The 18,879-nt window shown below is 72.7% G+C and carries 14 protein-coding genes; 5 read left to right on the top strand and 9 right to left on the bottom strand.

The genetic code is table 11. From position 1 onward, the window contains the following. The first annotated feature begins 16 nt into the window (after positions 1–16). Positions 17–1,363 carry a hypothetical protein gene (locus AB0910_RS07380; RefSeq protein WP_366743561.1) on the top strand — a complete coding sequence of 449 codons (1,347 nt, stop codon included), beginning with the start codon at positions 17–19 and terminating at the stop codon, positions 1,361–1,363. Positions 1,364–1,468: 105 nt separating this feature from the next. On the opposite strand, the gene AB0910_RS07385 is transcribed toward AB0910_RS07380, so the two are convergent. After that, positions 1,469–2,092 (bottom strand): YceI family protein, encoded by a 624-nt coding sequence (locus AB0910_RS07385; RefSeq protein WP_366743562.1) that lies wholly within the window; start codon positions 2,090–2,092, stop codon positions 1,469–1,471. 279 nt (positions 2,093–2,371) lie between these two features. On the opposite strand from AB0910_RS07385, the gene AB0910_RS07390 reads away from it, so the two are divergent. Together AB0910_RS07390 and AB0910_RS07395 are read left to right on the top strand one after the other, a co-directional pair. Continuing rightward, positions 2,372–3,955: an acyl-CoA carboxylase subunit beta gene (locus AB0910_RS07390; RefSeq protein ID WP_366743563.1), complete on the top strand. Its 1,584-nt coding sequence runs from the start codon at positions 2,372–2,374 to the stop codon at positions 3,953–3,955. 32 nt (positions 3,956–3,987) lie between these two features. Then, positions 3,988–4,215, top strand: coding sequence for an acyl-CoA carboxylase subunit epsilon (locus AB0910_RS07395; RefSeq protein ID WP_366743564.1), 228 nt, complete (start codon positions 3,988–3,990; stop codon positions 4,213–4,215). Positions 4,216–4,321: 106 nt separating this feature from the next. Here the strand turns inward: AB0910_RS07395 and AB0910_RS07400 are convergent, their stop codons facing one another. The 8 genes from AB0910_RS07400 to AB0910_RS07435 form a co-directional block, all read right to left on the bottom strand. After that, entirely contained in the window at positions 4,322–4,906 is a 585-nt protein-coding gene (locus AB0910_RS07400; protein WP_225012907.1) for an ATP/GTP-binding protein, read from the bottom strand. Beyond that, positions 4,887–5,570 (bottom strand): DUF742 domain-containing protein, encoded by a 684-nt coding sequence (locus AB0910_RS07405; RefSeq protein WP_366743565.1) that lies wholly within the window; start codon positions 5,568–5,570, stop codon positions 4,887–4,889. The genes AB0910_RS07400 and AB0910_RS07405 overlap by 20 nt, the downstream gene beginning before the upstream one ends. A 208-nt stretch (positions 5,571–5,778) precedes the next feature. Further along, the gene (locus AB0910_RS07410; protein WP_026057603.1) at positions 5,779–6,192 is read right to left on the bottom strand and encodes a roadblock/LC7 domain-containing protein; all 414 of its coding nucleotides are present in this window, start codon (positions 6,190–6,192) and stop codon (positions 5,779–5,781) included. Positions 6,193–6,202: 10 nt separating this feature from the next. Further along, positions 6,203–9,703 carry a nitrate- and nitrite sensing domain-containing protein gene (locus AB0910_RS07415; protein ID WP_366743566.1) on the bottom strand — a complete coding sequence of 1,167 codons (3,501 nt, stop codon included), beginning with the start codon at positions 9,701–9,703 and terminating at the stop codon, positions 6,203–6,205. 346 nt (positions 9,704–10,049) lie between these two features. Next, on the bottom strand, positions 10,050–10,637 hold the full coding sequence (locus AB0910_RS07420) for an ATP/GTP-binding protein (protein WP_366743567.1): 588 nt from the start codon (positions 10,635–10,637) through the stop codon (positions 10,050–10,052). Then, positions 10,618–11,025: a DUF742 domain-containing protein gene (locus tag AB0910_RS07425; protein ID WP_030910606.1), complete on the bottom strand. Its 408-nt coding sequence runs from the start codon at positions 11,023–11,025 to the stop codon at positions 10,618–10,620. Before AB0910_RS07425 ends, AB0910_RS07420 begins: the two co-directional genes overlap by 20 nt. A 109-nt stretch (positions 11,026–11,134) precedes the next feature. Beyond that, positions 11,135–11,548 carry a roadblock/LC7 domain-containing protein gene (locus AB0910_RS07430; RefSeq protein ID WP_030351794.1) on the bottom strand — a complete coding sequence of 138 codons (414 nt, stop codon included), beginning with the start codon at positions 11,546–11,548 and terminating at the stop codon, positions 11,135–11,137. 5 nt (positions 11,549–11,553) lie between these two features. Then, on the bottom strand, positions 11,554–15,744 hold the full coding sequence (locus AB0910_RS07435; RefSeq protein WP_366743568.1) for a nitrate- and nitrite sensing domain-containing protein: 4,191 nt from the start codon (positions 15,742–15,744) through the stop codon (positions 11,554–11,556). A gap of 729 nt (positions 15,745–16,473) precedes the next feature. On the opposite strand from AB0910_RS07435, the gene AB0910_RS07440 reads away from it, so the two are divergent. Together AB0910_RS07440 and gltX are read left to right on the top strand one after the other, a co-directional pair. Next, entirely contained in the window at positions 16,474–17,259 is a 786-nt protein-coding gene (locus tag AB0910_RS07440) for a fumarylacetoacetate hydrolase family protein (protein WP_366743569.1), read from the top strand. After that, complete coding sequence (gene gltX / locus AB0910_RS07445; protein ID WP_366743570.1) at positions 17,252–18,727, top strand: glutamate--tRNA ligase; 1,476 nt, start codon at positions 17,252–17,254, stop codon at positions 18,725–18,727. Before AB0910_RS07440 ends, gltX begins: the two co-directional genes overlap by 8 nt. The last annotated feature ends 152 nt before the right edge of the window (positions 18,728–18,879 follow it).

Raw genomic sequence — 18,879 nt, forward strand, 5'->3', positions numbered from 1 at the left:
GGGTTAAAGTGGTGGTATGCGTCATGGGCGTACGACCACCATCGCCGGAGTGCTGCTCGCCGGATCGGCGGCCGCCTTCGTCGCCGCCCCTGCCGCGGAGGCCGCCACTGGCCCGGGGACCGTGGCCGCCGCCTTCAAGGGCGGCCCCGTCTACGTCGACCCGCGGGCCTCGGACCAGCTCTCGGGGAAGCAGGCCACCGCCCTCGCCGACAAGATCAAGAAGGCGGACAAGCCGCTGTTCGTCGCCGTACTGCCCAACTCCGCCGACTTCCCGCAGGACAGCGTCCTGCGGACCGTGCGCACCGACACCGGCATCAGCGGCCTGTACGCGATCCGCCTCGGCTCCGGCTTCAACGCGGGCGCCGACTCCTCCGTCCTGTCCCGCCAGGCGGTCTCCAACCTGACCTCGGCGGCCAAGGCGGGCGGCCCCGCCTCCGCCGCCACCCAGCTCGACGCCTTCGTCGACCAGGCGCTGCCGCAGCTGCGCGGCAGCGCGCCCGCCTCCTGGCACGGAGACTCGGGCGGCGGGCCCGGCTCCGCCACCGCGCTCGTGGTGCTCGGCGCCGTGGTCGTCGCGGGCGCGGCCGGCGTCTACACGGTCTCGCGCCGCACCCGCGCCCGGCGGATCTCCCAGGAGCGGGAGGCGCTCGAACGGCTGCGCGTCGTGGTGGACGAGGACATCACGGCGTTCGGCGAGGAGCTCGACCGGCTCGACTTCCACCCCGCGGAGCCGGGCGCAGACGACGCGATGCGAGCGGACTACGCCCGCGGGCTCGACGCGTACGAGGCCGCGAAGGCGGACATGGCGGCCGCGCGCCACCCCGACGACGTGCGGAAGGTGACCTCGGCGCTGGAGGACGGCAGGTTCGCGCTCGCCTCGCTCGCGGCCCGCCGCGGCGGCGAGCCGCTGCCAAAGCGGCGGCCGCCGTGCTTCTTCGACCCGCGCCACGGCCCGTCCGTACGGGACGAGGAGTGGACGCCGCCCGGCGGGGTGCCACGCTCGGTGCCGGTCTGCGCGGCCGACGGTGCGCGCATCGACGACGGCGAGCAGCCCGCGGGCCGCACCGTCGACACGGTGTACGGCAGGCGCCCCTACTGGGAGGCCGGTCCCGTCTACGGCCCCTGGGCGGGCGGCTACTTCGGCGGCGGCCTGCTGCCGGGGCTCCTCTTCGGCACGCTGCTCGGCTCCGCGCTGACCGGGCCCGCCTACGCGGCGGACGGCGGCTACGGCGACTACGGAGGGGACATCGGCGGCGACGTCACGGGCGCCGACTTCGACCCGGGGGACTTCGGGGGCGGCGGCTTCGGGGACGGCGGGGGATTCGGCGGTGGCGGCGACGGCGGGTTCGGCGGCGGCTTCTGACCCGGCGGCGTCCTTTGGGGCGGTGGCTTCCGAGACGGCACCTGGCCGTGCGGCTGTGCGCGCGGGGCCGCGGCGGCCCCGCGCGCCTCTCGGCCACCGCGGGGCTCAGGCGGCCGGGGCCTGGCGGATGGCGGAGATGTCGAAGACGAGCTTGACCTTGTCGCCGACGAGCACGCCGCCGGTCTCCAGCGCGGCGTTGTAGGTCAGGCCCCAGTCGGAGCGCAGCAGCTCGGCGGTGCCCTCGAACCCGATGCGCTGGTTGCCGAACGGGTCGGTCGCGGAGCCGTTGAACTCCAGGTCGATGGCGAGCGGCCTGCTCACGCCCTTGATGGTGAGGTCGCCCGTGATCCGGTACGCGTCGCCGCCGCGCTCCTCCGCGTGCGTCGAGCGGAACGTCATCGTGGGGAAGTTCTCCACGTCGAAGAAGTCGCCCGTGCGCAGGTGGCCGTCGCGGTCGGGCGCGCCGGTGTCGACGGAGGCCATCGAGACCTCGATGAGGGCGGTGGAGTTCGCCGGGTCGGCGCCGTCGATGACGAGGGTGCCCTCGTGCTCGCCGAAGTGGCCGCGCACGTTGGTGACCATGGCGTGCCGGACGCTGAAGCCGATCTCGGTGTGCGCGGGGTCCAGCACGTACGTGCCGCTGAGCGCGGCGAGCTCCGGGTCGACCGCGGTGGCGGCCGGGGCCTGGACGTCGGAGGCGGGGGAGGACTTGCGGCCGAAGAGTGCCATGACTGTCTCCTTCAGTGGTGGGAGCGGGCGTTTCCTTTTAACATTCAAGGAACTGTCCGTACGGCCCACTGTAGACGTATCTCGTTCAAGGTTCAACCATATGGCGCAATGGGGTGCCTCCGGGGCCGGGACTATGGAGAGTGCACAACCGGAGCGGGCGCGTCGCTGTCCGGTCGCCACGCCTCTGCCGCACTTCTGTCCGGCTCCACCAGGAAACGGCGGGCGAGACTGTGAGGAACCCACGGCGCGCTCGGGCGGCGCCGTTCGTAGGGTTGGTACATGACCGTAGTGGAGGAGATCCCTGGCGAGCCCGTCGATGCCAGGGGGCGCGTCGCGGAACTGCGGGCGCTGCGCGAGCGCGCCCGCCGAGGCCCCAGCGACCGGGCCACCGAGGCGCAGCACGCCAAGGGCAAGCTGACGGCGCACGAGCGCATCGCGCTGCTGCTCGACGAGGGATCGTTCCGGGAGGTCGAGCAGCTGCGCAGGCACCGGGCCACCGGGTTCGGCCTTGAGGAGAAGAAGCCGTACACCGACGGCGTCGTCACCGGATGGGGCACGGTCGAGGGCCGCACGGTCTTCGTCTACGCGCACGACTTCCGCATCTTCGGCGGCGCGCTCGGCGAGGCCCACGCCACCAAGATCCACAAGATCATGGACATGGCCATCAGCGCGGGCGCGCCCCTGGTGTCCCTGAACGACGGCGCGGGCGCCCGTATTCAGGAGGGCGTCTCCGCCCTCGCCGGATACGGCGGCATCTTCCAGCGCAACACCCGCGCCTCCGGCGTCATCCCGCAGATCAGCGTGATGCTCGGCCCGTGCGCTGGCGGCGCCGCCTACAGCCCCGCGCTCACCGACTTCGTCTTCATGGTCCGCGACACCTCGCAGATGTTCATCACGGGCCCCGACGTCGTCAAGGCCGTCACCGGCGAGAACATCACCCAGAACGGCCTCGGCGGCGCCGATGTCCACGCGGAGACCTCCGGCGTCTGCCACTTCGCGTACGACGACGAGGAGACGTGCATCGCGGAGGTGCGCTACCTCCTGTCGCTGCTGCCGCAGAACAACCGCGAGAACCCCCCGGCGGCGGAGACCGGCGACCCGGCCGACCGCCGCGCGGAGTCGCTGCTCGACCTGGTGCCCGTCGACGGCAACCGCCCGTACGACATGCGCAAGGTCATCGAGGAGCTCGTCGACGACGGCGACTTCCTCGAAGTCCACGAGCGCTGGGCGACCAACATCATCTGCGCGCTCACCCGGATGGACGGACAGGTCGTCGGCATCGTCGCCAACCAGCCGCAGTCCCTTGCCGGGGTGCTGGACATCGAGGCGTCCGAGAAGGCCGCGCGCTTCGTCCAGATGTGCGACGCCTTCAACATCCCGATCATCACCCTGCTCGACGTCCCCGGCTTCCTGCCCGGCGTCGACCAGGAGCACGGCGGCATCATCCGGCACGGCGCCAAGCTGCTGTACGCGTACTGCAACGCCACCGTCCCGCGGATCTCCGTGATCCTGCGCAAGGCGTACGGCGGCGCGTACATCGTCATGGACTCCCAGTCCATCGGCGCAGACCTGACCTACGCCTGGCCCACCAACGAGATCGCCGTCATGGGCGCGGAGGGCGCGGCCAACGTCATCTTCCGCCGCCAGATCGCCGACGCCGAGGACCCCGACGCCATGCGCTCCCGCATGGTCAAGGAGTACAAGGCCGAGCTGATGCACCCCTACTACGCGGCCGAGCGCGGCCTCGTGGACGACGTCATCGACCCTGCGGAGACCCGCGAGGTCCTGGTGAGCGCCCTCGCGATGCTGCGCACCAAGCACGCGGACCTGCCGAGCCGCAAGCACGGCAACCCCCCGCAGTGACGCCGGCGACCGACCCACGGAGAGACCCACCCATGAGCGAAACCACCACAGCCGCCCCCGCTGTCTCGGCCGCCTCCCTGCTCCGCGTGGAGAAGGGCCGGGCCGACGCAGAGGAACTGGCCGCCATCACGGCTGTCCTGCTCGCCCGCGCCTCGGCCACCGGCGCCGCCGCGCCCGTCGTGCGGGGCCGCTCCGTCGCCGGCTGGCGCCGCCTGGAGCGCACGCCCGGCTTCCGCGCCCCGCACAGCTGGCAGGGCTGAGCACGAGGCGGCGCGGTGCCGCGCAGGCTCCGCCCGCGCGAAGGGCCCCGAACTCCTCGGAGTGCGGGGCCCTTTCGCGTTGCTCGCCTCGTCGAAGGCGCCGCTGTCAGCGCAGCCGTGCCATGAGGGCGTGTTCGACGAGGGTGATGAGTCCGCTTTTGGCGTCTGCGCGGTGGCGGGCGTCGGTGGTGATGATGGGGGTGTCGGGGCCGATCTGGAGTGCTTCGCGTACTTCTTCTGGGGTGTAGGGCTGGTGTCCGTCGAAGCCGTTGAGGGCGATGACGAAGGGGAGTCCTGAGTTTTCGAAGTAGTCGACTGCGGGGAAGCAGTCGGCGAGGCGGCGGGTGTCGACGAGGACGATGGCGCCGATGGCGCCGCGTACGAGGTCGTCCCACATGAACCAGAAGCGGTCCTGTCCTGGGGTGCCGAAGAGGTAGAGGATGAGGTCCTGGTCGAGGGTGATGCGTCCGAAGTCCATGGCCACGGTGGTGGTGGTCTTGTCTCCGGTGTGGGTGAGGTCGTCGATGCCTGCGGAGGCGCTGGTCATGACGGCTTCGGTACGCAGCGGGTTGATCTCCGAGACGGCGCCGACGAACGTGGTCTTGCCCACGCCGAATCCGCCCGCCACCACGATCTTCGCGCTGGTGGTTGAGCGGGCGGTCGCTGCGCCGCTAGAGCTTGCGAAGTCCACTGAGCACCCTTTCGAGCAGTGTCACATCTGGTTGGCCGCCGGCGGACTCGTCACCGCCGGGCTGATGGATGGCGACGAGTCCGGCCTCCGCCAGGTCGGCGACGAGGATCCGGGTGACGCCGAGGGGAATCGAGAGCAGCGCCGAGATCTCGGCGACCGACTTGACCTCGAAGCAGAGCCGGCAGATCCGCTGGTGCTCGGGCAACTGCCCGTGCAGCGACGACGGTTCTGCCGTGGTACTGACCAGTGCCTCCATCGCGAGCTGGTACCGGGGCCTGGTGCGGCCACCGGTCATCGCGTACGGACGCACCAGGGGGTTGTGCGGGCCCGTGGGCTCCCTGGTGGGCTCGGGCGCGCGCCGCGGGGCGACCGGCTGGATCCGCGGGGGCCCGTACGGGCCCTGCTCGGCGCGGCCGCCCTGGAAGGGGCCGCCCGAGGCGTCCTGGGAACCACCCGGATGGCCCAGCTGGCCGCCCTGGCGCACCGGGCCCGGGTAGGAGGGGCCCTGCGGGTAGGGGCCGCCGGGGTAGCCGCCACCCTGGTACGTGCCGCCGGGCTGCGCGCCGCTCGGGTGCACCCCCGGGTACGCGCCGCCCTGCCGCGGCCCGCCGTGCTGCGAGGTGCCGGGCTGCGCACCGCTCGGGTGCACTCCCCGGTACGGCATGCCGTCGGGGGAGCCACCCGCCGCCGCGGCGCCGGGTCCTGAGTGCCGCGGACCTGGGCCACCGGGGTACCGCCGGGTCCCGTCATAGGGGTACCCGTCTGGGGGTGTCGCCACTTTTCCTCCTCCGACTGCCGGCTGCCGGCCCCGCATCGCTGCGGAGCCGCGCCACCGCACCTTAATGGTGAGGCGGCGTCAAGCGCACTGTCTGTCAGTTGAGAAGACTTCCTTGGAGTTCGGCGCGAAGGTCCGGTGTAAGTACTGTGCCTGCACGGTCGACGAGGAGCGCCATCTCGTACCCGACCAGGCCGATGTCGGCCTCGGGGTGGGCGAGCACGGCGAGCGAGGAGCCGTCGGAGATGGACATGATGAAGAGGAAGCCGCGCTCCATCTCCACGACGGTCTGGTTGACGGCACCCCCCTCGAAGATCCGGGACGCCCCCGCGGTGAGCGAGGTAAGACCGGACGCCACGGCGGCCAGCTGGTCCGCGCGGTCCCGCGGGAAGCCCTCGGACATGGCCAGCAGGAGTCCGTCGGCGGAGACCACCACGGTGTGGGACACCCCGGGGGTGTTGTCCACGAAATTGGTGATCAACCAGTTGAGATTCTGCGCCGCCTGGCTCATCGGGCTCACACTAACGCTCCTGGTTGTAGGTACTGCCCGGGCCGTGGCCCGGTCTGTTCGTGTCCGCTCCCGCGCTGCGGCCCCGCTGGACGCCGCTGCGCAGGTTGCTCAGCCTGCCGCGGACGTCCTCGGGCGCCCGGGAGACCTGCGGGCCCTCCTTCGGGGTCTGCTCGGCCGAGCCCTCGACCAGATTGGCCTTCGGCACCCGCCTCGGCAGCCCCGAGGCGGTGACCCCGCCGGCCTTCGGCTCGCGCAGCTTGCCCGCCCTGCGGAAGCGCTCGTCGTTGGCCGAAGGCGGCTCCGCCCGGCCGTCCGCCCCGCCGCTCCCATTGTGCCCATCGGAGGTCGCCCGCGGGAGCTGTCCTGCACCGCCGGTCTCCTGGCCTGCTGCGGGGATCGCCCGGTTCTGCCGCGCCGCGGCGCTGCCGCGGCGCGGCAGGCCCGCCTCGGTCAGCGTGTGGCTGGTGCTCGGCGAGGGGCCTGGGCCCGACCGCTCGAAGCCTATCGGCTGCGACCCGCTCCCGTCAGCGTCGTTCCCGGATTCCGATTCTGCTTCCGGCCGGTCCCACTGCGGCTGTTGGTAGCCGGTGCCCTCCGCCCACACGCCCTGCTGGGGCGCGGTGCCGAAGCCACCGTCGAGACCGGGGCCGACGTCTTCCCGACTCCCGTAACCCGCTTCCGGATCGGCGTCGGCGCGGGGGCCGTCCCCGGCGGCCGCCGCCGGGTACGGCAGGCCCTGCCCGGTCGGCTCGAAGGCCTCGGGCGCCTGATAGGCGTCGGGCGTCGGACAGGCCGAGGGCGCCGGGTAGCTGCCGGCCGCGGTACCACCGGCCTCCTGCGGGTAGCCCCCCTGCGTGTAGTCGCCGTACGCAGCGCCCTGCTGGAACTGCTGGAACTGCTGGGATTGCTGGAACTGCTGGGGTCCGGGGTAGTCCCGGCGGTCCGCCCCCGGGTAGGGCCTGCCGTCGCCGTACGGGTCCTGCACGGGCTGCTGTCCGTAGCCCTGCTGCTGATAGGCGTCCTGGTAGCCCTGCTGCTGCCCGTACGCCCCGAGCCCCTGGTCCTGGAAGGCGCCCGCGCCCTCCTGGAACGGGGCGCCGGGTGTCTGCGGGCCGTTGCCGCCGCCGTCCCCGGCGCCCGGCGCGAGCGCGCCCGCGCTCTCCTGCCTGGGTTCGAGTGCGGCGCGCCGCTGGTCGCGCATGAGCGTGCGGTTGACCGGGTCGAGGGTGCGGGCCTCCGTGGCGGCGCCCGTCTCGTAGCGCGAGTCGTCGAAGCCCAGTTCGGCGGCCGTGAGCATCGGGACGCCGCCGTCGGCCGGGCCCTGGGCGAGCGCGGCCGGCTGCTCGGGGATGATCCCTGAGACGGTGAAGCCCTCCTCGGCCGCGGGCGCCTCGCCCCCGCCGCCGTGGGTGATGGCGTCGGGCAGCATCACCAGCGAGGTGGTGCCCGCCTGCTCGCCCGACGGCCTGAGCTGGACCCGTATGCCGTGCCGCGCGGCCAGGCGGCCGACCACGAAAAGTCCCATGCGCCGGGAGACCGCGACGTCCACGGTCGGCGGGTTGGCGAGCTTGTGGTTGATGTCGGCGAAGTCCTCGGCGGTCAGGCCGATGCCCTTGTCGTGGATCTCGACCATCAGCCGGGTGTCCGGCAGCCGGGTCGCCGTGACTCGCACCCTGGTCTGCGGCGAGGAGAACGTCGTCGCGTTCTCCAGCAGCTCCGCCAGCAGGTGCACCAGGTCGGTGACGGCCTGGCCGTGGATCTCCGTCTCCGGCACGCCCGCGAGCTCGATCCGCTCGTACGACTCGACCTCGGAGGCGGCCGCGCGCAGCACGTCGACGAGCGGCACCGGCTGGTTCCACCGGTGTCCCGGCTCCTCGCCCGCCAGGACCAGCAGGTTCTCGCCGTTGCGGCGCATCCGGGTCGCGAGGTGGTCCAGCCTGAAGAGGTTCTCCAGCTGCTCCGGCTCGCTCTCGTGGTTCTCCAGCTCGGTGATGAGGGTGAGCTGCCCCTCGATCAGCGACTGGTTGCGCCGGGAGAGATTGGTGAAGATGGCGTTGACGTTCCCCCGCAGCATGGCCTGCTCGGCCGCGAGCCGCACGGCCTCCCTGTGCACCTGGTCGAAGGCGCGGGCGACCTCGCCTATCTCGTCGCGCGAGTCGATCGGTATCGGCGGGACCCGGGTGGCGAGCAGGTCGGGGTGCGCGGTCGGCTCGGTGCGCGAGAGCTGGTCGACCATCATCGGCAGCCGCTGCTCCGCCACGCCGAACGCGGCGGTGCGCAGGGTGCGCATCGCGCGGCTCATCTGCCGCGCCATCAGGCCGGCCAGCAGGAAGGCGAGCAGCAGGGCCAGCAGGACGCCCGCGCCGTTGACGATCGCGGTCCTGCGGGCGTGCGAGGCGATGTCCCCCGCGTCGGTCACGGCCTTGTCGACGAGGCCGCGCTCGATCGTGGTGTAGCCGTCGAACTTGGCGGTGGCCGCCGCCGACCAGGTCTGTGGCGTGATGCCCTCGGACGTCAGCTTCTTCGGGCTCTGCCCCGAGCCGATCGCCGCGACCATGCCGTCGAGCACCGAGCTGCCCGCGCCGGCCGGGGGAGTCACGTCTGCGGGCGCCGAGCCCTTCGCCGTGGCCTGCGCCGCGGCCTTCTTCATCACGTCGGTGAGGCGGGCCGTGTCGGCCGCCGTGCCGCCCGACTCGTACTCCTCGATGGAGATGCCTTCGAGGTAGGCGTACGAGTTGAGGGCCACCAGCTGCCCGGCGTGGATGTCGGGCTTCGGATTGGGCCGCACCAGCAGCTCGGTGCCGATGGAGCGCTGGAGCGACTCGGCGGCCTTGGCCAGCTGGATCGCGTACAGGGTGCGGCCGTAGCTGGTGATGTTGCCGGTGCCGAGGCCCAGTTCGTTGGAGAACTCCATCAGGGCGTGCTGGACCTGGACGTAGCCCTCCTGCGTCGCCACCGGGCCGCCGTGGCCGTCCGTCTTGTCGGGTGTCTCGATCCCGCTGGTGTAGGCCGCCTCGCGCAGCGGGGCGAGCTTCGGCTCCACGGCCCTGAACAGGCTCAGGCGCCGCTGGAGGCGCGCGTCGTGCGGCATCTGCCGCACCGCCGCGTCGAACTTCTTCCGCGCCTGGTCGGTGGCGTTCCTGGTGCGCGCGATCACCGGGTCGTCGCGGTCGCCCGTGAGCAGCGGCTGCGCGGTCAGGTCGCGCTCGTTCAGCAGGGCCTGGCCGTAGTCGGACGCGGCCCGTACGACCTTCGCCGTGCGCTCGGCGTCCTGCGCCTCGTGCCAGGTGTCCACGGACCCCTTGACCTGGAAGCCGCCCATCACGAGGCCGACGAGGACGGGCAGCAGGAGGATGGCGTTGAGGCGGGTGGGCACCCGCCAGTTGCGCGGGGCGAGACGGCTGCGGCTGCCGTGCGGGGCCGCGGGGGCGGAGCTCTCCTGCACCGCCGCGCGCGGCGACGGGGCGGCGTCCCGTGCCTCCTTAGCGGAGCTCGTCCTGCTTCGCCTCACTGGACCAACAACCTCTCGGCGGCGGCACCTGCGCTGTGCCGTGTCTCGTTTCGGGGCCGTAACGCAACCACTCGGGAGCCGTCGAATTCCAGCATGTGTCACGGCTGTGTTCCAAACAGCGAGAATCAGCCATTCCGAGTGATCCAAGCCCCCGATAAAGCGGGCGTAAGGGACGAGTTCCGCCAAAAGGCGGGAGGGTGGTGAGCGCAGGGAGACCGGTCGACCGCAACGCGTGTCCGACCAGGGTGAATTCTCTGTCGAAACGTTATGAACACCGTCGGTGGGCCGTGTCCGACGACACAGCCCACCGCGCGCTCCGCCTGCCGCGAACGCCGTAGGAGAAGCGCTATTTGAGCCGTGCCATGAGGGCGTGTTCGACGAGGGTGATGAGTCCGCTTTTGGCGTCTGCGCGGTGGCGGGCGTCGGTGGTGATGATGGGGGTGTCGGGGCCGATCTGGAGTGCTTCGCGTACTTCTTCTGGGGTGTAGGGCTGGTGTCCGTCGAAGCCGTTGAGGGCGATGACGAAGGGGAGTCCTGAGTTTTCGAAGTAGTCGACTGCGGGGAAGCAGTCGGCGAGGCGGCGGGTGTCGACGAGGACGATGGCGCCGATGGCGCCGCGTACGAGGTCGTCCCACATGAACCAGAAGCGGTCCTGTCCTGGGGTGCCGAAGAGGTAGAGGATGAGGTCCTGGTCGAGGGTGATGCGTCCGAAGTCCATGGCCACGGTGGTGGTGGTCTTGTCTCCGGTGTGGGTGAGGTCGTCGATGCCTGCGGAGGCGCTGGTCATGACGGCTTCGGTACGCAGCGGGTTGATCTCCGAGACGGCGCCGACGAACGTGGTCTTGCCCACGCCGAATCCGCCCGCCACCACGATCTTCGCGCTGGTGGTCGATCTCGCCGAGGAGGGGCCGCCGCTAGAGCTTGCGAAGTCCACTGAGCACCCTTTCGAGCAGTGTCACGTCGGGGGCGCCGCCCGCTTCGCCGTTGCCCGGCTGGTGGATGGCGACCATGCCCGCCTCCGCCAGGTCGGCGACGAGGATGCGCGCCACGCCGAGCGGCATGGTCAGCAGCGCCGACACCTCGGCCACGGACTTGACCTCGCGGCACAGGTGGCAGATCCGCTGGTGCTCGGGGAGCAGCGTCGCGAGGTGGGCGGGGTCCGCCGTCGTGCTGACCAGCGCCTCGATGGCGAGTTGGTACCGGGGCCTGGTGCGGCCGCCGGTCATCGCGTACGGACGAACCAGCGGCTGGTCACCCTCAGGTCCGTAACTGGCGTCCACCGAGGCGCCGTACGGATCGTGAGAGGCGGTGGGCGGGGTCATGAATCCTCCGGGCGTGACAGCAAGATGTCTGCGTGCCGTCTGTGTGGCCGGTGGGGGGCGGGCTCGGCGGCCTGACGGTTGGTGAGCTGGGGCGGTTCCGGGGCGGGACTCAGTGCAGCAGGCTCCCTTGGAGCTCGGCCCGCAGGTCCGGGGTGAGGACCGTGCCCGCGCGGTCGACGAGGAGCGCCATCTCGTACCCCACGAGGCCGATGTCGCACTCGGGGTGCGCGAGCACCGCGAGCGAGGAGCCGTCGGAGACGGACATGAGGAAGAGGAAGCCGCGCTCCATCTCCACCACGGTCTGGTTGACCGGGCCCCCCTCGAAGATCCGGGACGCTCCCGCGGTGAGCGAGGTGAGACCGGACGCCACGGCGGCCAGTTGGTCGGCCCGGTCCCGTGGGAACCCTTCCGACATGGCGAGCAGCAATCCGTCGGCGGAGACCACGACCGTGTGGGACACCCCGGGGGTGTTGTCCACGAAGTTGGTGATCAACCAGTTCAGGTTCTGCGCAGCCTGACTCATCGGACTCACGGACGCTCCTGCTGGTGAGAGGGGCCGAAGTTGAACCCGCCGCCGTTGGTGCCGCCGGCGCCGGCGCTGCGGCCCTGCTGGATTCCCCGGCGGAGGTTGGTCAGCCGGCCCCGGACGTCCGCCGGTGCGCGTGACACCTGCGGGCCGGTCTGTGTGCCCTGCTCCTGCGCGGTGCCCGGCACCAGGTTGGCGCGCGGGACCCGGCGGGGCAGGCCCGAAGTGGTGATGCCGCCGGCCGCGGGCTTGCGCACCCGCTCGGCCTGTCGCACCAGTTCGTCGTTGGGCGAGGCGCGCCACGCCGAGTTCGGCGCGGGCCCGGTGGGCGAGGGCGCGGGCGAGCCCTGGCCGCCCGACGTCGGGATCGGGCCGAACAGCGGGTCGTCCGCGGGTGCCTGGCCGCCGCGCAGGCCGGAGCCCGGGTCGCGGCGCGGCATCGCGGGACGTCCCGCGTCCGGCTGCTGCGAGTAGTCCTGGCCGCCCGCCGCCTGCTGCCCCGCGGTGCCGCGTGCGCCCTGGCCGCCGCCGCTGAACCAGTTCGTCTCCAGCGTGTCGTACAGCGGGGTCCTGCCGTCGCCCGGCCCGGTGGCCGGGGGCAGCGCCTCCTGCTGCGGGCGCCGGTCCTGCGGCGGCACGCCGCCCTGCCGGTTCTGCTGCTGCGGGTAGCCCTGCTGCGGGGCGTACTGCCGCCCGGGGCCCTGGTCCTGGCCGCCGCCGTACGCGGGCAGCTGCCCCGTCGCGTCGTAGCCCGACTGCGCCGAGGGGTCGTACACCGGGTACTGCCCGGTGTCCTGGGCCTGGCCGTTGCCCGCGCCGTACGGGGCGTTGCCGCCACGGCCCTGCACGGGGTGGCCGCCGGTGTCGTACGGGGAGTTGTTCTGCACCGGGCGCTGCCCCGTGTCGTACCCGGGGCCCTGCGCGGGCCCCCGGCCGTAGCCGCCGCCCCCCTGGCCCTGCACCGGGTGCTGCCCGGTGTCGTACGAGGAGTACCCGGCGCCCTGGTAGCCGCCTGCCGCGGGTGTGCGGTCGCCGGGGCCCTGCTGCGCGGCGTACCCGCCGCGGCTGTCGTACTCGGGGCGCGGGCCGTTCAGCTCGGGCCTGGCGAACTGGCCGGTGGCCGCCGGGTCCTGCGGCCCCTGCCGCGGCACCTCGGCGCCCGGCCGCCGCACGTCGAGCTCGGGCCTGGCGAACTCGGCCGTGGCCGCCGGGTCCTGCCGCTCGTCGCGGCGCGGCCCCTGTGCGGACCGCGGCCCGGCGAACCGGTCGGCCCCGGGCTCCTCGTGGCCGCGCGGCGCCTCGACGGAGGGGTTGAGCGGTATCCGCTCGGGCTGGCGGCTGCCGTCGCGCGAGCCGCCGGGCAGTTCGGCGCGCGGCGCGCCCGGCGGCGGCAGCCTGCGCTCGCCGCCGGGGCCCTGCCGGTTGCCCTGCGGGGCGAAGGCGTTCTGGGCCTGGCCGCTGAAGCCGCCGCGTGCCGCTCCCCGCCCGTCGGGGCCCGCCTGCGGGCCCCTGGGCGCGCCGCCGAACACGTCGTCGCGCACGGGCAGTCCGCGGCCCTGGTCGCCCGCGCCCCCGCGCTCTGCGCCGCGGTCGAACCCGGCGGGCTCGGGGCGGGGCGCGCCGCCGCCGACGGCGGGCATCTGCGCGGTGGCGGGACCCTGGTCGCCGCCCCTGCCCGGCCGCTCCTGGCCGCCTGCGGCGTCGGGCCCGGGGCCCGCGCCGAACGCGTTCTGGGCGAAGAGGCTGGGGGAGTCGGCGCCGCGGCCCTGGCCGCCGCCCTGCGCCGCACCGTCGGGCCTGGCCTGCCGGTTCGCGTCCCGCGCAGGCAGCGCGGCGCGGGGCGGTGAGCTGCCTGCGCCTGCGCCCGCTCCCGCGGGGAGCCGGTTGCCGCCGGTGTTGAGGCCCGCGAGGCCGCCGCCGGGGCCCGCGCCGAGGCCGGGCTTGCCGCCGCCGCCGGCGGGCGCGGAGCCGGGGCCGCTGGTCAGCCGGGCGGCCGGGGCGGCGGGCGCCTGGCCGCCCGGGCCGCCCGGCTTGCCCGGCGCCTTCTTGCCGCCGTGCGCGACGTCGACGGGCAGCATGACGAGGGCCGTCGTGCCGCCGGAGTCCGAGGGCCGCAGCTGGATGCGGATGCCGTGCCGCAGCGAGAGGCGGCCGACCACGAACAGGCCCATGCGGCGGGAGACCGAGACGTCCACGGTCGGCGGCGCTGCCAGCCGCTCGTTGATCGCCGCCAGGTCCTCGGGGGACAGGCCGATGCCGGTGTCGTGGATCTCCACCAGCACGCGCCCGTCCGGCAGCGCGTGGCCGGTGACGCGGACCTTGGTCTGCGGGGAGGAGAACGACGTGGCGTTCTCCAGCAGCTCGGCGAGCAGGTGGACGAGGTCGTTGACGACGCGCCCCGCGACCTCCGTCGCGGGCACGGCGGCCAGCTCGATGCGCTCGTACTGCTCCACCTCGGAAGCGGCGGCGCGCAGCACGTCGACGAGCGGCACCGGGCGGGTCCACCGGCGGCCCGGCTCCTCGCCCGCGAGGACCAGCAGGTTCTCGCCGTTGCGGCGCATACGGGTCGCGAGGTGGTCGAGCTTGAACAGCGAGGACAGCTGGTCGGGGTCGGCCTCGCGGGACTCCAGCTCGGAGATGAGCGAGAGCTGGCGCTGGATGAGGCCCTGGCTGCGGCGCGAGAGGTTGGTGAACATCGCGTTGACGTTGCCCCGCAGGAGGGCCTGCTCGGCGGCGAGCCGTACCGCCTCGCGGTGCACGTGGTCGAAGGCCGCGGCCACCTGGCCGATCTCGTCGCGCGAGTGGACGCCGACGGACTCGACGGAGGTGTCGACGTCCTGCGGGTCGGACTCGGAGAGCTCCTTGACCAGCTCGGGCAGCCGGTCCTGGGCGACCTTGGTGGCCGTGTCCTGGAGCCGCCGCAGCGAGCGGATCATGGACCGCGCCACGATGAAGGCGCCGATCAGCGAGACGCCGAGGACCAGCAGGATCAGCGCGCCGTTGATGATGGCGTCGCGCTGGGACTGCTCGCGCAGCTGGGTCGCCTTGGTCTCCATCTGACCCAGCAGCGTGGACTCGATGGTCTTCATCGTGTTGATGCGGACCGACGCCTGGTCGATCCAGTCCTCGTAGCTGCGGTTGGGCTGGTTCGCCAGTCCGTCGGGGCCGCCGAGCACGCGGTTCTCGTAGTCCTGCGCCGCCTGGATCTCGGGGCTGCCCTCGCCCTCCAGGGGGGCCATCAGCTCCTCGGCGTTGCCGCCCATCGACTCGTAGAGGGAGCGGAACGTGGTGAGCTCGTTCTGCTCCTTCTTCGCCGCCGCGTTGCCGTAGAGGCGGTCGGAGTTGTTCAGGTGGCCGACGTGCTTGTTGGGGTCGGCGGGCAGCGCGGCCGCGATGATCGCGCGCTGGATGGAGGCGTACTCCTTGGCGGACGAGAACGCGGCGAGCGCGCGGGTCCGCTTGATCATGTCCGGGTTGTTGGTCGCCTGCGCCATGTCCTGCGACAGGCTCAGCAGCGAGGTGACCAGCTGGTCGTACGAGTCGACCGTCAGCGAGGACGAGCCCGTCGCGTAGGCGTTGCTGCGCAGGTCGCTGATCTGCTGGACCTGGGTGGCGATCTGGTTGACGTTGGCGCGGATGCTGTTGAGCGTGTCGTCGCCGCTGTCGGTGTTGCCGATCTGGTTGGTCGCGTCGAGGAACGACTTGCTCGCCCGGTCGGTCTGGGTGCGCAGCTGCTTGATGCTGAGGTCGGTGGGGGGGACGCCGTGGCTGAGCGGGCCCGCCTCCTGGTCGCGCTCCGCCTGGAGCTGTGCGGCGAGGTTGGTCGCCTGCTTGGTCATCTCCGTCAGCAGCTGCATGTGGTCGAGCTGGCGGATGTCGTTGACCGAGTCGTCGATGCGCAGGGCGCCCAGCGTGGTGGCGGCGACCACGGGCAGCGCGAGCAGGGAGACGAGGCGGGTGCTGATGCGCCAGTTGCGCAGGGCTATTCGGGAGCCGGCGTCCGGGGTGGGAGCGGACGGCCGCTGCGGCCCGGTGTCGGCCGCGGCGCCCGGGCGCGCCACGCGGTCGTTCTCCCCCGAGGGGCCCGCCGTGTTCCTGCTCTGGGTGTGCTGGGCCGAGGAGCCGCGTTCGGTCGCGCCGCGGGGCTCCTGCTCCGCCGCGGCACTGCTATCCCTCTGAGAACGTCCCTGCACTAGCGTCGCAACCTCTGGACCAGGCGTCCCACCGCGTGCGGCAGGACGGTGTCGGCGTCGTGGGGGTGCGAGACGCCCCCCAGTGGTGGTCGTGAGTCACCGGCGCCGTTCCCCTCTCCTCGCCCACGTGACGTCCGTCGCGCCCGTGTGCGCCGGGTGGGAACTCGCGGCGGTGGCAGTGATTCCAGCACAGTGCCGGATCTGCAACAAGGTCTGACGGCGGCGCCGTGACCTGTATGACACCCGGTGACGAGTGGATCACGAATCGTGGAAGGGGATCAGGGAGGAAACGGTCGATTACGGATGGCTCGCGGACACCCGGCCGGTGTCCCAGTGTTCATGATCGGCAGCGGAATGCTGATGTCTGGTGCGAGATGACCGTTTTCATGGCGGCCTGGGGGCCGGATTTTTGCGCGGAATGTCCGTTGACTCGTGAGCAAAATCACAGCAACAAAGGTCGGGAGACGTTCGTTTGGCGAAAACCGAATGTTTAGCCGGCGGCCTCCACTCGGGTCTTCCGGCCGAACCTCCCGCCCGGGGTCCTGAGACCGTGGATGCGGCCCGTGGCCCGGCCGCCGCCCCCCGCCGCGCGGGCTCCGGCCTCCCCGGCCCCTTCCCCGGGGCGGCGGGCGGTACGCGTCCGGCCTCCGGCGCCGCGCTAGCCTGATGCTCCAGTTCTCTGGACATTCCGACCAGGACCGCGAGTGAAGTGAGGGGCGACAGCAAACCGTGCGCATCGCCAGGTTCTCCATCGACGGCAATGTCGCCTTCGGCGCGGTCGAGGACGCGGGAGGCGGCGACCCGGCCGGCCTGCTCCTCGACATCATCAAGGGCGTCCCCTACGGCGGCGCCCAGCTCACGGGCACCAAGGTGCGCCTGAGCGAGGTGCGGCTCCTGCCGCCCGTGCTCCCCAGCAAGGTCGTGGCCGTCGGCCGCAACTACGCGGAGCACGCGGCCGAGCTGGGCAACGAGGTCCCCGAGGCGGCGCTGACCTTCTTCAAGCCCAGCACCTCGGTCGTCGGCTCCGGCGACCCCATCGTGTACCCGCACTTCTCCAGCGACGTCCACTACGAGGCCGAGCTCGCCGTCGTCATCGGCACGCTCTGCCGCGAGGTGCCGCGCGAGCGCGTGAAGGACGTCGTCTACGGCTACACCTGCGCCAACGACGTCACCGCCCGCGACCTCCAGAAGTCCGAGAAGCAGTGGGCCAGGGCCAAGGGCTTCGACACCGCCTGCCCGCTCGGCCCCTGGGTGGAGACCGAACTCGACCCGTCCGACGTGACCGTGCAGTGCACGGTCAACGGCGAGCAGCGGCAGCTCGGCCGCACCAGCGACATGATCCGCACGGTGGAGGACCTGGTCGTCCACGTCAGCGAGGCCATGACCCTGGTACCGGGCGACGTGATCCTCACCGGCACCCCCGCGGGCGTCGGCCCGCTCTCCGTCGGCGACGAGGTCGCCGTCACCATCGAAGGCATCGGCACTCTCACCAACAAGGTGATCAAGCGTGGCTAACGGCTCCGTCCGCGTACGTTTCTGTCCCTCGCCGACCGGCAACCCCCATGTGGGCCTGGTCCGCACCGCCCTGTTCAACTGGGCCTTCGCGCGGCACAACGGCGGCACCATGGTCTTCCGCATCGAGGACACGGACGCCGCCCGCGACTCCGAGGAGTCCTACGGGCAGCTGCTCGACGCCATGCGCTGGCTCGGCCTCGACTGGGACGAGGGCCCGGAGGTCGGCGGCCCGCACGCCCCCTACCGCCAGTCGCAGCGCATGGACGTCTACCGCGACGTCGCCGAGCGCCTCCTCGCCGGCGGGTACGCGTACCGCTGCTACTGCACCACCGAGGAGCTCGACCAGCGCCGCGAGGCCGCCCGCGCGGCCGGGCGCCCCTCCGGTTACGACGGCCACTGCCGCGACCTGGGCGCCGAGCAGGTCGCCGCGTACGAGGCCGAGGGCAGGGCGCCCATCGTCCGCTTCCGGATGCCCGACGAGCCGGTCGTCTTCACCGACCTGGTGCGCGGCGAGCTGACCTTCTCGCCCGACAACGTCCCTGACTACGGCATCGTGCGCGCCAACGGCGCCCCGCTGTACACGCTGGTCAACCCGGTGGACGACGCGCTGATGGAGATCACGCACGTGCTGCGCGGCGAGGACCTGCTCTCCTCCACCCCGCGCCAGATCGCGCTGTACCGCGCGCTGATGGAGCTCGGCGTCGCCAAGGGCGTCCCGGCCTTCGGCCACCTGCCGTACGTGATGGGCGAGGGCAACAAGAAGCTCTCCAAGCGCGACCCGCAGGCGTCGCTCAACCTCTACCGCGAGCGCGGCTTCCTGCCCGAGGGGCTGCTCAACTACCTGTCCCTGCTGGGCTGGTCGTTCTCCGCCGACCAGGACATCTTCTCGCTCGACGAGATGGTCGCCGCGTTCGAGCTCGGCGCGGTCAACGCCAACCCGGCCCGCTTCGACCTGAAGAAGGCCGAGGCGATCAACGCCGACCACATCAGGCAGCTCGACGTGAAGGCGTTCACCGAGGCGTGCGGGCCCTGGCTTACCGCCCCGCACGCGCCCTGGGCGCCCGAGCGGTTCGACCAGGCGGCGTTCGACGCGCTCGCGCCGCTCGCCCAGACCCGGGTCACGGTCCTCTCCGACATCACCGCCAACGTCGACTTCCTCTTCCTCGACGAGCCGGTGCGGGACGAGGCGTCCTGGAACAAGGCGATGAAGGGCGACCCCGCCGCGCTGCTGACCACGGTCCGCGGCCGCCTCGCGGACGCCGAGTGGCGCGCGGAGCCCCTGAAGGACGCGGTCCTCGCCGCGGGCGAGGAGCACGGGCTCAAGCTCGGCAAGGCGCAGGCCCCGCTGCGGGTCGCGGTCACCGGGCGCACGGTGGGCCTGCCGCTGTTCGAGTCGCTGGAGGTGCTGGGCAGGGAGCGGACCCTGGCCCGGGTCGACGCGGCCCTCGCGAAGCTCGCGGGCGCGTAGCCGCGCGCCCGCGCGGCGGGGGCGGGAGCCCGCTCGGCCGGCCTCCGCCCCGCCCGCCGTCCGGCCTGTTCCCGGCGGCCGGAGCCCGCCCGCCGCGGGCCCCGCTGCGCGGGGGATCTCGTTTTGGAGCGGTGTCCCGCATCGGGTAATGT

The organism is Streptomyces sp. NPDC047002 (assembly GCF_040704505.1).
GTDB lineage: Bacteria > Actinomycetota > Actinomycetes > Streptomycetales > Streptomycetaceae > Streptomyces.

Coding starts and splice junctions, on each gene's coding strand:
- AB0910_RS07380 (WP_366743561.1), top strand. CDS start 17: ATGCGTCATGGGCGTACGACCACCATCGCCGGAGTGCTGCTCGCCGGA.
- AB0910_RS07385 (WP_366743562.1), bottom strand. CDS start 2,092: ATGGCACTCTTCGGCCGCAAGTCCTCCCCCGCCTCCGACGTCCAGGCC.
- AB0910_RS07390 (WP_366743563.1), top strand. CDS start 2,372: ATGACCGTAGTGGAGGAGATCCCTGGCGAGCCCGTCGATGCCAGGGGG.
- AB0910_RS07395 (WP_366743564.1), top strand. CDS start 3,988: ATGAGCGAAACCACCACAGCCGCCCCCGCTGTCTCGGCCGCCTCCCTG.
- AB0910_RS07405 (WP_366743565.1), bottom strand. CDS start 5,570: ATGCCGTACCGGGGAGTGCACCCGAGCGGTGCGCAGCCCGGCACCTCG.
- AB0910_RS07410 (WP_026057603.1), bottom strand. CDS start 6,192: ATGAGCCAGGCGGCGCAGAATCTCAACTGGTTGATCACCAATTTCGTG.
- AB0910_RS07425 (WP_030910606.1), bottom strand. CDS start 11,025: ATGACCCCGCCCACCGCCTCTCACGATCCGTACGGCGCCTCGGTGGAC.
- AB0910_RS07430 (WP_030351794.1), bottom strand. CDS start 11,548: ATGAGTCAGGCTGCGCAGAACCTGAACTGGTTGATCACCAACTTCGTG.